The 15,872-nt window shown below is 60.1% G+C and carries 13 protein-coding genes; 10 read left to right on the plus strand and 3 right to left on the minus strand.

Going from position 1 to position 15,872, the window contains the following annotated elements:
- Positions 1-5 precede the first annotated feature (5 nt).
- The 10 genes from EN749_RS00640 to EN749_RS37520 all read left to right on the plus strand — a co-directional run bounded on the left by EN749_RS00640 (position 6) and on the right by EN749_RS37520 (position 12,879).
- Positions 6-3,080, plus strand: a complete 3,075-nt coding sequence (locus EN749_RS00640) for a sialidase family protein (protein WP_210214706.1) — start codon at positions 6-8, stop codon at positions 3,078-3,080.
- A 58-nt stretch (positions 3,081-3,138) separates the two neighbouring features.
- Positions 3,139-3,288: a hypothetical protein gene (locus EN749_RS37515; protein ID WP_165778570.1), complete on the plus strand. Its 150-nt coding sequence runs from the start codon at positions 3,139-3,141 to the stop codon at positions 3,286-3,288.
- Between the two features lie 1,186 nt (positions 3,289-4,474).
- A complete protein-coding gene (locus EN749_RS00645; RefSeq protein ID WP_095521185.1) occupies positions 4,475-6,076 on the plus strand; it encodes an ABC transporter substrate-binding protein in 1,602 nt (533 codons plus the stop codon).
- 6 nt (positions 6,077-6,082) lie between these two features.
- Entirely contained in the window at positions 6,083-7,024 is a 942-nt protein-coding gene (locus EN749_RS00650) for an ABC transporter permease (RefSeq protein WP_095521186.1), read from the plus strand.
- A 1-nt stretch (position 7,025) separates the two neighbouring features.
- On the plus strand, positions 7,026-7,907 hold the full coding sequence (locus EN749_RS00655; protein ID WP_095521187.1) for an ABC transporter permease: 882 nt from the start codon (positions 7,026-7,028) through the stop codon (positions 7,905-7,907).
- Position 7,908: 1 nt separating this feature from the next.
- Complete coding sequence (locus tag EN749_RS00660; RefSeq protein ID WP_095521188.1) at positions 7,909-8,916, plus strand: ABC transporter ATP-binding protein; 1,008 nt, start codon at positions 7,909-7,911, stop codon at positions 8,914-8,916.
- Positions 8,913-9,929, plus strand: coding sequence for a dipeptide ABC transporter ATP-binding protein (locus EN749_RS00665; RefSeq protein WP_128362392.1), 1,017 nt, complete (start codon positions 8,913-8,915; stop codon positions 9,927-9,929). The genes EN749_RS00660 and EN749_RS00665 overlap by 4 nt, the downstream gene beginning before the upstream one ends.
- A 111-nt stretch (positions 9,930-10,040) precedes the next feature.
- Positions 10,041-11,429: a CapA family protein gene (locus EN749_RS00670; RefSeq protein ID WP_128362393.1), complete on the plus strand. Its 1,389-nt coding sequence runs from the start codon at positions 10,041-10,043 to the stop codon at positions 11,427-11,429.
- Positions 11,430-11,606: 177 nt separating this feature from the next.
- Positions 11,607-12,104: an Lrp/AsnC family transcriptional regulator gene (locus tag EN749_RS00675; protein WP_095521191.1), complete on the plus strand. Its 498-nt coding sequence runs from the start codon at positions 11,607-11,609 to the stop codon at positions 12,102-12,104.
- Between the two features lie 616 nt (positions 12,105-12,720).
- Entirely contained in the window at positions 12,721-12,879 is a 159-nt protein-coding gene (locus EN749_RS37520) for a hypothetical protein (protein WP_165778572.1), read from the plus strand.
- Positions 12,880-12,928: 49 nt separating this feature from the next.
- On the opposite strand, the gene EN749_RS00680 is transcribed toward EN749_RS37520, so the two are convergent.
- Genes EN749_RS00680 through EN749_RS00690 form a run of 3 tightly spaced genes read right to left on the minus strand, consistent with a single transcriptional unit; the run spans position 12,929 to position 15,872 of the window.
- Positions 12,929-13,966 (minus strand): ABC transporter ATP-binding protein, encoded by a 1,038-nt coding sequence (locus EN749_RS00680; RefSeq protein WP_095521193.1) that lies wholly within the window; start codon positions 13,964-13,966, stop codon positions 12,929-12,931.
- The gene (locus tag EN749_RS00685) at positions 13,963-14,982 is read right to left on the minus strand and encodes an ABC transporter ATP-binding protein (protein WP_095521194.1); all 1,020 of its coding nucleotides are present in this window, start codon (positions 14,980-14,982) and stop codon (positions 13,963-13,965) included. The genes EN749_RS00680 and EN749_RS00685 overlap by 4 nt, the downstream gene beginning before the upstream one ends.
- Entirely contained in the window at positions 14,979-15,872 is an 894-nt protein-coding gene (locus EN749_RS00690; protein WP_095521195.1) for an ABC transporter permease, read from the minus strand. The genes EN749_RS00685 and EN749_RS00690 overlap by 4 nt, the downstream gene beginning before the upstream one ends.

Raw genomic sequence — 15,872 nt, forward strand, 5'->3', positions numbered from 1 at the left:
ATCCAATGGTGTTCTATTTTGGCGCCTGCGCGGGCGGGGTTTGGAAGACAATCGACGGCGGAGTTTATTGGCGCTGCGTGTCCGACGGTTTCTTCACGAGCGCCAGCGTCGGCGCGCTCGCGGTTGCCCGCTCCAACTCGAATGTCATCTATGCCGGTACGGGCGAGACGACGATCCGCGTCGACGTCTCTTACGGCGATGGCGTCTATAGGTCGACCGATGCCGGCCGCAGTTGGGTTCATCTGGGGCTGAGAGAGACCCGCCACATTGGCAAGATCTGCATTCACCCGCTCGATCCGGACATCGTCTTTGTCGCGGCTCTGGGCGACGCGTTCGGTTCCAATGAGGAAAGGGGCGTGTTCCGCTCCAAGGACGGCGGCAAGACCTGGCAGAAGGTCCTCTACCGCAATCCCGACGCCGGCGCCGTCGATATTTCGATGGATCCCAGCAATCCGCGCATCCTTTTTGCCACGACTTGGGAGACGCGGCGTAGTTTCTGGAACCTGAACAGCGGTGGGCCGGGGAGCGGACTCTTCCGGTCGCTTGACGGCGGCGACACCTGGGAGGAGCTGTCCGGTCGCAACGGCCTACCGGGCGGGGTGCTCGGCAAGCTTGGCGTCTCCGTCTCGCAGGCGCAGCGCGGGCGCGTCTACGCGCTCATCGAGGCGGAGGGCGACAAGATCGGGCTCTACCGCACTGACGATTACGGAGACCGCTGGGTCCATGTCTCGCAAAATCGCGATCTGATCCATCGCCCCTGGTACTACACCCACGTCTTCGCCGACACCGTACATGCCGATACCGTCTACGTGAACAACTTGCAAATGTGGAAGTCGACCGATGGCGGGGCGAGCTTCACCAACTTGACGACGCCTTACAGCGACAACCACGATCTATGGATCGATCCTGCCAATCCCAAGCGGATGATCCAAGGCAACGACGGCGGCGCCTGCGTCACCTTCAACGGTGGCAGAACCTGGTCGTCGATCTACAATCAGATGACGGCGCAGTTCTATCGCATCGACGTTGACGATCGGCACCCTTATCGGGTCTACGCCACCCAGCAGGACAACACCGCGATCTCAGTCCCGAGCGCCTCGGAAACGGGCGTCATCACCTTGGGTGATTGCACTTATCCGGGGACCGGCGAGAGCGGCTTCATCGCCGTCGATCCTGAGGACCCCGACATCGTCTATTGCGGCGCGACCGGCTCGAGCCCAGGCGGCTGTGGAGCTCTGCAACGCTACGACCACCGTACCCGGCAGATTCGCGTCGTCAGTGTCTGGCCAGAAAAAACGAGTGGCATGGCGCCGAAGAACATGCGGTACCGCTTCGCCTGGACTTTCCCGATCACCTTCTCGCCGCATGATCCGAAGACGCTGTATGCCGGGGGCAATCACGTCTTCCGCAGCCGCGATGAAGGATCGAGCTGGACCGCGATCTCGCCCGATCTCAGCCTCAGCGACCCGGCTCGGCAGGATTACTCGGGCGGCGTCTTGACCCACGACAACTCCGGCGCGGAGGTGCATGCGACGTGCGCATCGGTCGTCGAATCCCGGCATCGCAAGGGGGAGATCTGGGCGTCTACCGATGACGGCCTCGTCCATGTGACGCGGAACGACGGGATCGACTGGAGGAACGTCACGCCCGACGCCATGCCCGAACTCGCCTATGTCGGCTGCGTCGAGATCTCGTCGCATGACGCCGATACCGTCTATGTAGCGGCGACACGCTACAAGCTCGCCGACTATCAACCTTATCTCTTCCGCACCAGGGATGGCGGCAAGAGTTGGCAGCCGATCAATGGCAACTTGCCGAACGGCGAAATCACGCGCGTGGTGCGAGCCGACCCGGTGCGGCCGGGACTACTCTTCGTCGGCACCGAGACGGCGGTCTTCTTCAGTCTCGACGAGGGCGCGCACTGGTCGCGTCTGGCCGGCGGCTTGCCCGTGGTGCCGGTCTACGATCTCAAGATCAAGGGAAGCGATCTGGTCGCCGGCACTCATGGCCGGTCCTTCTGGATCCTCGACGACATTACGGCCTTGCGCGAGCTGGCCGTGGATCAGAACGACGCGAGGCTGATGAGCCCGCGCCCCACGGTCCGGACCAAGCTCCGGTACGGGGCCCGGAAAGGTTCCAAGGCCGGCATGAGCTACAGCCCGGCTTTCGGCATCGGCGCCGGCACAGAGGGCGTGGAGCTGGAGGGTGGACGGAGCCATCGCCACTATCTCGACTGCGGCGAAAACCCGCCGATCGGAGCGATCGTCTATTACTGGCTGCCCGAGGATGCGGAGGGCCCGGTCAAGCTCACTTTCCAGGACGCCACGGGAAAGACCATCATCGCTTTCACGAGCGACGACCAAGAAGCGTCCTTCGATAAGAAGCCGGGCACTAAGGCCGGCCTCAACCGTTTCGTTTGGGACCTCAAGCATCGGGGACCATCCAAACTCGACAAATCGCTGATAACCCGGAAGTACGAGCCTCTCGCGATGGAGGACGAGGATCCGAGCGGCCCGGCGGTGGTACCCGGCAGCTATAAGGTTGAGCTGCAGGCGGACGGAAAGAGTCAGATGGCCGGCCTCACCGTCGTCAAGGACCCCCGCGTAGCGACGACTGACAAGGACTTCGCCGAGCAGTTCGTGCTCTTACAAGAGCTGTTCGGCAAGGTCTCATCGCTCAATCAGGCGGTCAATCGGATCCGGCTCCTAAAGCGTCAACTCGCGGATCTGCAGAAGCGGCTCGGCGGCAGTGACAAATCGCTTGGCGAGCGCACGCAGGCACTGTTCGGGCGGCTCGAGGCGATCGAGGGAACGCTGGTCGACATCAAGCGGGAGACGCCGCGCGACAGCGACGACCGTAATCCTGCTGGCTGGCATGATAAGCTGATCGACCTCGTCACCGTGGTCGAAATCGGCGACGCGGCGCCGACCGTGCAGGCCCGTCATGTTTCCGATGAGATCATGTCGAGGGTCGACAGCGAGATTAAAAAGCTGGACGAGGTCGTGAATGACGAGGTCACTGCGCTCAATGCCGCACTCAAGAGCGGTGGCTTCGAGGTGCTCGGGACTGGGAAGGCCTAGGCGCCCGTGAGGGGACACATATAGCTGAGTGAGCATTCATCCCAAGGAGAAGACAGAGATGGACTTTATCGAGCGAATATTCGGCGTGGCTCCTGATGGGGGCGACGGCACGACCGAGATACTCTATATCGCGGCCGTGCTTGCCGTCCTTGCGATGGTGATCGCCGGCGTTTGGCTCCGCCGACGCGCCGCTGTCCGGCGCCGCTAGGCTTCTCTCTAGGTCCAGATCGCGTGCGGCGTGCCGGCTAGGAACTCCCGACCGCGAGCTGCTGAGGTCCGCGCCAGAGCCAGGCGGACCCGGACGGACGATGATGGAGGCCCCCAATTGTGATTTGATAGAAAATGTTTTCACTAACCCAGGCGATCGGAATAAGCGGCGTAGCGAAGCGCGAGTTGGTGCCCTTCACGATCGCCTTCGTAATCGCTGAGATGTTCTACAAGCTTGGTAGCTTCGCCTTCGAATGCTTGGCATTCCTCGCCACTTGATATTGCTGAGCTACTTTTTCCGACAGGTTGGTTGGTCGGGGCCGCAGCTGACGTTGATGCGGGCAGCGCCTATTTTGCTCCGAGCCCGGGATTGGAAGCCCATTTGCCCGAACCATTTGGATTGAGTCACGTCGCAATGGCTGGGTCCGCAGTATGGCGTGGTGCGTTATCCGGCTTCGGCGGAGGGATATTGCCCCTAGGGTTCCGGCAGCCGTCGATTGTTGAACAAGTGACTCAGGTCAGCGTAGCCTGTGCCATGGTCCGCGCCGATGATGACTTAGGGCTTCTGAGGGGCCATTGATCGTCTCGGCGAGCGTTGCCGTGGCGGCCGGCCATCATCCGCTTGAGGGTGCAGCGTGCCACCGCGATGTGCTCTCGGATAAGTTGCCGACCTTGCGCCCACCAATCCGTCGAAGTTCTTCGCGAAGACGTGCTCGATCTAGGCCTTCAGCAGATTCGGCGTCGTTACGTGGATATGGCAGCACATGTCAAAACAATGGCCGAAAGTGTCAACGCGATCCAAATATTGCGAGCTAATCTCAATCGTGGAACTCCCATGAGAGAGGCAAAATGGCAGACGATCCCTGTGCAATCTGGGCGGAGAGCGAACAAAGAAAGTGCAGGTACTGGTCGGTAGGAACGAACCAACTCTGCCTCTGCGACGCTCCACACCTCGCGAGAATTTTCGGAGGTTCGCCGTGACTGGGCGCGGATATCTGCGAATTCTTGACCCAAATTGCGGGAAACGGGACCGATGCTCGCCAATGTGGCATCAGCGAAGCGAAGCACCAGGGAAGCATACGGGAAGCACACTGGCTGTACTGTCTAACTGGTAGCGCCCGGTAGGAAGGCCGCTGGTGCATGACGAAATTGGAATAGGTGCACCACAAACTCAAAAGGGGACAAACATGACGATCTCTCGACGCCACGTCTTTAAGATGGGAATTGCCGCCGGATTGGCTGTGTCGATCCCGTCGGTTCTGCGGGCGCAGACGACACCGACGGTGGGGCAGACCGTTCGAATGGTGAAGGGTGACCTCCGCGTTTTCGATCCGATCTGGACGGCGACTAACATTACCGCTGATCACGGCGCGGCGATTTACGACACCCTGTTCTCGCTCGACTCCAAGTTCATGCCGCAGCCGCAAATGGTGGCGAAGTGGGGCGTTTCCGACGACAAGAAGACCTATACATTCGAGCTCCGGGACGGTCTGGGCTGGCATGACGGCACTCCCGTCACCGCGGCGGACTGTGTCGCCTCGATCCGTCGCTGGGGACAGGTCCATCCCGGCGGGCAACTTATCATGGCCAGGGCCAGCGACATTTCGACGAAGGACGACGAGACGTTCACGATCTCGCTCAAGGATCCGCTTGGGGTGCTGATCGATATCCTAGCGGACCTGACTCCCCCGTGCCTGTTCATCATGCGCGAAAAGGACGCGAATCGCCCCGCAACCGAACAGGTGACCACAAATATCGGCTCGGGACCGTTCAGGTTCAATGAAGCTCTCGCCAAGCCGGGTGCGAGCGTCACCTACGGCCGCAACGACAAATACGTGCCGCGCAAAGAGCCGTCCGATGGATTGGCCGGCGGGAAGATCGTCAACGTCGATCGTGTCATCTGGGACAACATTGCCGATCAGCAGACTGCTCTCGCGGCCTTACAAGCTGGTGAGATTGATTACCTGCAGAGCCCGCCAGTCGATCTTTTCCCGGTGATCGAGAGCGATCCCAACCTTGAACTCCAGGTTCTAGACAGAGGAGGGTGGGACATGATGGTGCGAATGAATTTCCTGCAGCCGCCATTCAACAACGTCAAGGCGCGCCAGGCGGTGCTTCACCTAATCGATCAGGAGGTGATGTTGCGCGGCGCGTTCGGCAACCCAAAGTACTTCAACACGGTCACTTCGATCTTTGGAGACACGACGCCGGTGTCCAACGACGAAAACACGGGATGGTACAAGAAGGGCGGCGACCCGGACAAAGCCAAGCGGCTCCTGAAGGAAGCCGGATACGCCGGCGAGAAGGTCGTCATTCTAACTGCGACGGACTGGAGCGCGGGCGATAATGCCTCCCAGCTTTTAGCCGCGTCGCTGCGGAAGATTGGAGTCAATGCCGAGCTCTCGTCTATGACCTGGGGTGAGCTTTCCACGCGTCGGGCAAGCAAAGACCCTGTCGAGAACGGAGGCTGGAGCATGTTCATCACATCGGAACCCGATTATTCCCTCGGCAATCCGCTCGCCTCACCATTCCTCCTCGCGAATGGCGACAAGGCTTGGTACGGCTGGCCGAAGAACGACGAATATGAGGCGCTGCGGGTCAAATGGGCGGATGTTGAATCGCTTGAAGAGCGCAAAGCACTGGCCCGCAAAATGCAAAAAGTATGGTGGGATTTCGTCGGCGATGTAAGATTGGGAAAATACGTCTCGCCAATCGCGCGACGCAAGACGCTCACCGGCCTCATTGGCATGCCCCAAATCGTGCCGATGTGGAACATGCAGAAGGCCTGAGCCCGAATGGCTGCCTACATCCTTCGCAGGATGGTTTCGGCCATCGCCGTCATGGCGATGGTCGGAGTTTTCGTGTTCCTGCTTCTCAGGCTGGCGCCCGGCGATCCGGCGGCGATCATCGCCGGCAGGTCGGCGACGGAGGAGATGATCGCCGGCATCCGCGAGCAGTTGGGACTGAACGATCCTATGCCGGTTCAGTTCATACGTTGGGTGCGGGACATGCTCGGCGGCGATTTCGGCACCTCGATCTTTGCCGGCCGACCGGTTCTCGAGCTCATCTCGCAGCGGCTTGAACCGACCATTTCGCTGTCGATCCTGACGATGATTCTTTCGGTGACGATTGGAGTCTCCTTCGGCATCCTTGCCGCGTGGCGAACCGGCGGTCTGGTGGATCGGCTCCTCACGGCCTTTTCAGCGTTTGGTTATTCCATCCCCGTCTTTGTCATAGGCTTTTTCCTCATCTACTTCTTCGCTATCAGGGCACACTGGCTGCCCGTACAGGGATACGTGCCAATCGAGCTGGGTATCGGACGTTGGTTCGTGCATCTGGTCCTGCCCACCGTGGCGTTAAGTCTTGGCTACATTGCATTCATTGCCCGAGTTACCCGGGCGAGCATGCTCGAGGTTCTGACGGAAGACTATATGCGAACGGCCGCCGCCAAGGGCGCTTCGTCCTATGCCATGCTTTTCCACCATGCCTTGAAGAATGCCGGCGTCCCGATCCTGACCGTCATCGGCATAAGCTTCGCTTATTTGATCGGCGGAGTCGTCCTCACGGAGACAGTATTCAACATACCCGGTATCGGTCGTCTGGTCGTCGATGCGATCAACAATCGCGACTATCCCATCATCCAGAGCGTGCTCATCCTGACCTCGGGTCTGTATGTCCTTGTCAATCTCGCGATCGATCTGGCCTACACGCTGATCGACCCCCGTATACGGTACTGATATGACGATTTCGTCCGCATCAGTTGAATACGTCCCGACGGCTCGCCTGCGAATCTCTGACGCTCCCCGCCTGGCAATGCGTCATCCGCTGGTCGTGATAGGCGGCGGCCTCTTGGCTCTGTTGATCATTCTGGCACTCGCTGCCCCGCTTTACGCCGGCGATCCATTGAACATGGATCCATTCAAACGCCTTCAGCCGCCTTCCGCCGAAATGTGGTTCGGAACCGATAATCTGGGCCGGGATGTGTTTACGCGAACGATCTACGGTGCCCGGATCTCACTTTTGGTGGGGTTGGCGGCGGCGGCTGGTGCAGCTCTGGGCGGCCTTCTAATCGGTGTCATCGCCGGCTATGTCCGCGGCTTCGATAATATCGCCATGCGGGTCATGGACGGCCTGATGTCGATCCCGACGATTCTGCTGGCGATTGCGCTCATTTCTCTGACCGGCCCCGGCATCGGCATCCTCATCGTCGCCATCGCAATCCCCGAGACGCCAAGCATCGCACGGCTGGTTCGCTCGGTGGTTCTGGGGGTTCGCGAGCGTCCCTACGTGGAGGCCGCGCTCTGCGGCGGCGCGCGCCTGCCCAAGGTCCTTTGGCGGCACATCCTGCCGAGCACCATTCCGTCGCTGATGGTCCAGAGCGCCGGCGTCTGCGCAAGCGCGATCCTGACGGAGGCGGGGCTGAGCTTCCTCGGCGTGGGCGTGCCGCCCGAGATTCCGAGCTGGGGCAATATGATTGCCAGTTCACGACTGTATCTCGCCATCGCGCCAATGACGATCTTCGCCCCCGGTATCTGTCTTGCCGTCACGGTCCTTGCCGTCAACCTGCTCGGGGACGGACTGCGCGATATGTTCGATCCCCGCTCAAAGCGGAGACGCTGACATGCAGATGCATCAAACCGCACGGAACGACTTGCTTCTCGACGTGCGAAACCTCGAAACGCATTTCTTTGGCGAAGACAGCGTCACCCGTGCCTTGGGCGGCATCAGCTTCCAGGTCAAAAAAGGCGAGACGCTCGGCGTTGTCGGCGAATCGGGATGCGGGAAGAGTGTCACCGCTCTGTCGATCCTTCGCCTGCTGCCGAAGGTGAGCGCCAGGACCGTCGGCGGCGAGGTCCGCTTCCACGGACGCGACCTGCTTGATCTGTCGGATCGGGAGATGCGAAAGATCCGCGGCGACCAGATCGCCATGATCTTCCAGGAGCCGATGACGAGCCTGAACCCGGTCTATACGGTCGGCCGCCAGATCGCAGAGGCGGTGCAGATCCACACGAAAGCCTCCCGCTCGGCGGCTATGAAGAAAGCAGAAGAGATGCTGCGGCTCGTCCGCATCGCGGACCCCGAGCGGCGCGTCAACAACTATCCGCACGAAATGTCCGGCGGCATGCGCCAGCGCGCCATGATCGCCATGGCTCTCGCCTGCTCCCCGGAACTGTTGATTGCCGATGAGCCGACGACTGCGCTAGATGTCACAATCCAGGCGCAGATCCTGCGGCTCATCGTCGACCTGAAAGAGCGCACGGGAACGGCCGTCATGTTCATCACGCATGACCTGGGCGTTGTCGCCGAGACATGCCAACGCGTGATCGTGATGTATGCCGGCCGGATCGTAGAACAAGCGAACGTGATAGATCTGTTTGCGCGTCCGGCGCATCCCTACACTCAGGGCCTCATGCGATCGGTGCCGGATCGGCGGCGCGGCCGACAGCGCCGCCTTCCGGAAATTCCCGGCATTGTCCCAAGTCTTCGCGAGCCCATTGTCGGGTGCAGCTTTGCGCCGCGCTGCCCGTTCGCTATCGATATTTGCCGCGAGAAGAGGCCCCCCTTCCTTGATGTCGGGTCGAGCCACGCCGCGGCTTGCTGGCGCGCCGAAGAGGTAATGGGCGCATGAACGGTCCGCTGCTGAAAGTGGAGAATCTGACCAAGCATTATGCGCTCGGCTCGGGAATCTTCAAGAAAAGCATTCCGGTGATCCGGGCGGTGGAGGGTGTATCCTTTTGCGTCGAGGCAGGCGAGACGCTCTGCATCGTAGGCGAATCCGGCTGCGGCAAGTCCACCGTGGCACGGCTCCTGATGCGGCTCGTGGAACCGACGGGCGGGCGCGTGCTGATCGACGGGAACGATATTGCGGGCCTCAAGAAAGCCGCGCTTCACGCCTGGCGCCGTCGGATGCAGATGGTCTTTCAGGATCCTTACTCGTCGCTGAACCCGCGCCTCACCGCTGGACAGATCATCACGGAACCCGTCGAGAATTTCGAGCGGCTCAGCCGGAAGCAGCGTCAGGCATTCGCCGCGGAGCTTCTCCGAAAAGTCGGAATGTCGCCGGAGATGATGCACAGGCTGCCGTCCGAGTTGTCGGGCGGTCAGCGCCAGCGGCTCGGCATTGCACGAGCCCTGTCGCTCAACCCCTCGCTCATCATCGCCGACGAGGCGGTGTCAGCCCTTGACGTCTCGGTGCAGGCGCAGATCCTGAATCTGCTTCTGGATCTGCAACAGCAGATGGGCATCGCTTTCGTCTTCATCTCGCATGACCTTGGCGTGGTGGAGCATATCGGGCATCGCGTGGCAGTCATGTATTTGGGGCGGATCGTGGAGCTTGCGCCCTGCGAGGCGCTTTTCGCCAAGCCGATCCATCCCTACACCGAAGCGCTGATCGCGGCAGCTCCGGTTCCGGATCCGACGCGGGCTCGGCTGGAGGCACCGGTGGAAGGCGAGGTGCCGAGCCCGATCAACCCGCCGAGCGGATGCGCGTTTCACCCGCGCTGCCCGCTCGCTGTCGAGCGGTGCCGCATCGACGTGCCACCTTTGGTGCCGATGGCAGACGGGCGCGTCGTGGCCTGTCATGTGCGTGCTCCGGCCACCGACATCCCGGCCCAACCGGCTGCGGCGGCCAATCCTCCTTAGCTCACCGATGTGGCATAGCCCCAGCCCCTCTCACCCGATCGAAGATCTCGAGTGCGGCGCTGACGTGAACATCACGCCAAGTGCAGCAAGAAAACAAATAAAGCGAAGCTTATGGAAAAAGATCCACACGAGAAGGGTTCTTCTCTCGCCCAGCAGACCGGGAGCTATGATCCGACCGGCTCAATCGCAACGAATGTTGCGGACGGTTTCACGATGGTCGCGGTGGGCGACCTGATCGTGACTCGGCCACTGACGAAGGGTCAGCATGCCGGCTTTGACGACATCGTAAAGATCCTTCGTGACGCCGATGTCACGTTCGGCAATATGGAAACCAACATCTTTGACATCCGATCGTTCACCGGAAGTCCGCAGGCCGAGTATGGGGGCGCATATCACGTCAGCCTGCCAGAACTCGGGCCCGATCTGAAGGCCATGGGCTTCAACCTGGTGAGCTACGCCAACAATCATACCTTCGACTGGGGTGTTGAAGGCATGCGCGAGACGTGCCGAGCACTGGATCAGAACGGAATCGTTTACGCAGGTGTTGGCGAAAACCTTGCACAAGCCGGCGCCGCTCGGTTCTTGGAGACCCCACGCGGTCGGGTCGCGCTCGTTTCATTTGCCACGACGTTTACTCCCATGTCTCGCGCGTGCGATCCTGCCGGCGAGGCGCCGGGCAGACCCGGCCTCTCTGCCCTTCGTCTGGAAGAAAGCATCGTAGTCCCTCCGGCGATGCTCGAGAACTTGAGGCAAGTCCGCGATGCGCTGCCCACCTACAGGCCTGGCCGTAACGATCAAAACGGCCTCGCGCTCGCTGGAGCGAGGTACAAGGCGGGCGAGCAGGTCGGCTTCAGCTACGAACCCGATCAAAGCGATGTCGCCGACATCCTACGAAACGTTCGCCGGGGCAAGCAGTTCGCTGACTTCTGCATCGTCACCAACCATGGGCATGAGCCCGGGAATTGGAGCCAGCAGTTGCCCGACTACGAACGATCCTTTGCGCACAAAATGATCGATGCCGGGGCCGATGCATATATCGTGCATGGACCGCACCAGCTTAGAGGCATTGAGATCTACAAGGGCAGGCCGATTCTCTACAGCGTTGGGAACTTCATCATGGACGACTTGCGGACGCCCGTTGGCGCCGACATGTTCACCGCTCATGGCAAGGATTTGCGGAGCGACACTGATGCCGAGGTGACAGTCGATGAGATGGCGAGAGGCTACAAGACCGACCCGGGATTCGCGGACCCGGTCTTTTACGAAAGCATTATCGCCGTCAGCCGATTTGAGCACAATCAACTTACCGAATTGCGCCTCTATCCAATTGAACTTGGTCACTCGAAGAGGTTTGCCAACCGGGGCATCCCCCGACTCGCGCTCGGCCAGCAAGCAAACAGAATTCTAGAGCGTCTCCAGAAGCTTTCGAACCCTTTCGGTACCGAAATCGCGGTCGAGAACAATATAGGTATGATCAGACCTCGGTCCAGCTGCGGATGACGCGGATCAATAATCGCAACACACTTTAAATCAGGCAAGTTCTGTTAGGTATAACGGGAAAAGAAATGCAGCGAAAAGAACCGCGCTCCCGAAGAAAGCTCCCTTAATAGCGGAGCTATACTTGATGTCAATGCAAAGGTTCCGGCGACCGTTTGCTGGATTGCGCAGGATCGCGGAATGACCGAGCTGGATCGTATAGATGTCGCGCTTCTTGGAGCTGTCCAGAAGAACAACCGGCTTACGTCAGAAGAACTAGCTGAAATCGTGAATCTGTCCCCAACGGCATGCCAACGGCGCTTGAAACGGTTACGCGCTGAAAGGGTGATAGAAGCGGATGTTGCCATTGTCTCACCCAAGGCAGTGGGCCGCCATATCACCATGATCGTTTTGGTATCCCTCGAACGGGAAAGGGCGGACATCGTCGATCGATTCAAAGCGGCAATTCGCAACACGCATGAGGTAATGATTGGCTTCTATGTTACAGGGGATGCGGACTTCATTCTTATCGTAACCGCCAAGGACATGGAGGACTATGAAGAGTTCACGCGTCGCTTCTTTTACGAAAACCATGACATCAAGGGATTCAAGACCATGGTTGTAATGGATCGCGTCAAGGCCAGCTTCGCCGTGCCCCTCGAAGTGAGTCAGCATCTAGCGCAAACACCGGGGAAGTGATTGTCGTCCAAGGCGACAGTTGCCCATTTCCATGGCGCCGCGGTAGTCAGCCATCGCTTTCAGCCTCTCGGACGATGAGGCCGAGTTTCATATCCATGACCGGCTTTGCTTCTTGCGTTCCCGACGCCAAAACGATCTGGTTGGTTAGGGAGTACCTCACGCAGGCCGGGGCGGTGGAGAACCTGTTGCCCGGTTCGACAAGCTGACAAGCACCTCGGCAAGGCCGGCTAGCTGGCGATGGATTGCCAGATCGTGGATGCCACGATCGTGGCGGCGCCGAAACAGCGCAACAGCGATACTGAAAAAGGCCGAAATCAAGGCAGGAAACGTGCCGGACCAGCGGCAGAATAAGCAGCCAAGTTGCGCCAGATGGACCGGGACGCGCGCTCTACTGTGAAGTTCTCCAAGGCCAAGGCGAAGGCCAAGGACGACGGGGAGGGGAAGACGAAGCAGCGCGACATCGCGTTCCCGCCTTCGGCTGCAAGAACATGCCTCGATCGATCTCCGGCACCGCTCATCCTCGATGTCGCGCGCCGAAAGACCGCGTGCCAGATATTCCACCGCCAGGTCTTCGAGCGCTTCCGTGCGGGCCCTTCGGATCTCGGAGCGAAACGGCTTGTCCCGGCTCGCAACCTACGACACCGCTTTTATCATCACGCCACAAGGTCGCGAACCTGTGAACCTGTTCGCCAAGCTCAAGGACTGTTGGCGCATCGTCACCCGCTACATGCGTCCACACCTTCGTCTCGGCTATCTGCATCGCAGCCCATCGTAGCTTGTGGCTCTGATCAATGGTTCCTGAGCCGAGACTTCCTTAGTCACCATCACTTGGTTCCTACTAGGGTATGGTGTGGCCGCCCGAAGCCAGAGATGACTTCACGCGCGAGTGGGAAATGGCATCGGAAGCTGTGCTCCGGGTCATCCGGGCTGGTTGAAGATTCGGGGAAGACGCGGCTGCAGATATCCTGCGCGTAACGGCAGCGGGTGTGGAACTCGCAGCCGGATGGCCGCCTCATCGGGCTCGGCACCTCACCCTTGAGCTCGATCCTATTGAACACCGCATCCGGGTCAGGCTCGGGATTGGCCGCAAGCAGCGCCTCGGTGTAGGGATGGCGGGGCTGATCAAAGATATGTTCGGTCGAGCCGAGTTCAATAAACCGGCCGAGATACATGATCGCCATGCGATCGGTCATGTGGCGCACCACGTTAAGATTGTGCGTGATAATCAGGATCGCCATGCCGAGTTCGTCCTGAAGCCGCGCGAGAAGGTTGAGCACCTCGCCCTGCACCGAGACATCGAGCCCTGCAGTTGGCTCATCGGCGATGATCAAATCGGGTTCGAGCGCAAGGGCTCGCGCGATGCCCACGCGCCTGGCCTGACCTCCGGAAAGCTGATGGGGATAACGGCGAGCAAAATCCGCCGGCAACCCGACCAATCGAAGCAGGCGCGCTGCTTCCACTCCGGCATCGCGCTCCTTCAGCCCATGTATACGAAAAGGTTCTGTGAGGAGCGACCGAACGGTCAGCCTCGGCGAGAGGGAGCCAATTGGATCCTGGAACATCATCGCCATGCGCCGCAAGTAGGGTTTGCGTTCCGCCCCGGTGAGTTCCTCAATCTCCTGTCCGTCGAAGCTGATGCTGCCGCTCAAAGCCCGCTGCAAGCCGATTATCGTGCGTGCGATGGTTGATTTGCCCGAGCCGCTTTCGCCGACGAGGGCCAGCGTCTCACCCTTGCTGATTTCAAAGGACACACCACATACCGCGTCAAGGAAGGGGGCGTTCGTCCCCGTCGCGAGCGCCTTCAGTGGACCCATGGTGCGGAAGCGGACCCGGAGGTCCTCAACCCGAAGCAGCGCGCTCATGCCGAAACCAACCGCTCTTGACCGAGGAGGTGGCATCGGGCGACTTGGTCCACGCCGATGCGGTACTCGACCGGGTTCTCTTGCACACAGCGGTCGAACGCATGTTGGCAACGTGTGCGGAAGATGCATCCTACCTTGGCGCCGAGGAGACTGGGCACCTCACCGGGAATAGTTGGCAAAGTGCGCGTGCTTTTTCTGATCCGCCCCGGGTCGCACTCAAGCAGCGCGCGCGTGTAGGGATGAGCAGGATTGCGGAAGATGTCCCGAACAGCACCCTGCTCCACCACTTCGCCGGCGTACATGACGGCGACCCGGTCGCACAACTCAGCCACCGCGCCGAGATGGTGGGAAACGAAGAGAATCGAGCAACCGATTTCTTTTTGCAGATCCTTGAGCAAATGAATGATCTGCACTTCCAGCGTTGCATCAAGCGCAGTGGTTGGCTCGTCGGCGACGAGTAGCGCCGGTTTCACTAGAAGCGCCATGGCGATACAAACGCGCTGGCGCATGCCACCGGAGAACTGATGCGGATAGGCACCTAGCCGATTTTTGGGATCGGGAATACCGACCCGGTGAAGCATGTCGACGGCACGAGCGCGCTTTTCGCTGCGGCTTCCTTGTTCGTGGTGCTGGATATCGATCATCTGGCTCTCGATGGTCCGCACCGGGTTGAGTGCGGTCATCGGATCCTGAAAAATCATTGACAGACGATCACCGAGCAGGCTCCGACGCCCCTGAGCCGTCATAGTGAGCAGGTCTCGTCCTTCGAACAGAATGCTGCCGGCTGTCACATCTGCATTTTCGGCCAGCAGGCCCATCACTGTATAAGCGAGGGTGGATTTTCCGGATCCACTTTCGCCGACAATGCCAACCACCTGTGCGGCAGGAACATCGAGCGAAACGTTGCGCAGGGCATGGATGCGTCCCCGCGGTGTACCGAAATCGAGATTCAGGTCGCATATCTCAAGAAGCGGGCGACTGGACGACGGCGGCGGTGTCGGATCGTCGTGCGTCATAAGTCTTTCCGTAGCTTGGGATCGAACATATCGCGCAACGCTTCGCCCAAGAACGTGAAGCCTAGGGTTGCGAGGATAATCGGGATGCCGCCAGCGATCACGATCCAGGGAGTCTGGTTGATGTAGCTATAGCCATCGTTGAGGATTGCTCCCCAGTCAGGTGTCGGAGGCCGCACACCCATACCTAGAAAACTGAGACCGGCCGAAGTGGCAATGACGGCCGGCACGTCCATGCTCACGAGAATGACAAGGGGACCGATGACGTTGGGCAAGACGTGCACGGCGAGGATGCGTGTCGTGCCCGCCCCCATGCTGCGCTCTGCTGCGATGTATTCACTGCTCTGCAGCGCTTGGGCCTGGGTACGCGCCACGCGCGCATAGCCCGGCATACACGTTATCGCTATCACTAAAATGATGTTGACTAGGCTTGGTCCCAGAAGAGCGATGATTGCCAACGCAAAGATGATGCTGGGAAAGGAGCGTATGGTATCGAAGATGAGCAGGAGCAAATTGTCCAGCCAACGCGGCCCGAAGCCTGCGATGAGACCGAGCACGACCCCGACCGCCAGCGCACCGCCGAGAGAGGCGAAGGCGACAAGGAGCGGGATGCGGCCTCCCATGATGACGCGCGAGAATGTATCACGGCCCAGTTGGTCCGTGCCTAGCAGAAAATCCAGCGAAGGTGCGGCCAGACGCGGCCCTACCATGATCTGGATCGGATCATGAGTGACAATCAGCGGAGCTAACACCGCAATTGCGGCGATGAGTACGACAAGCACTCCTCCGAGCGTGCCCAGACGGTTCTTGCATAATTGTCGAAGGAAGGCGCCAAATGCGCCGGTGTCGATGGCGTCGTTGATTTCTGGAGTGTCGGCTTCAAAGCTTACCAT

Source organism: Mesorhizobium sp. M7A.F.Ca.ET.027.02.1.1 (assembly GCF_004022985.1).
GTDB lineage: Bacteria > Pseudomonadota > Alphaproteobacteria > Rhizobiales > Rhizobiaceae > Mesorhizobium.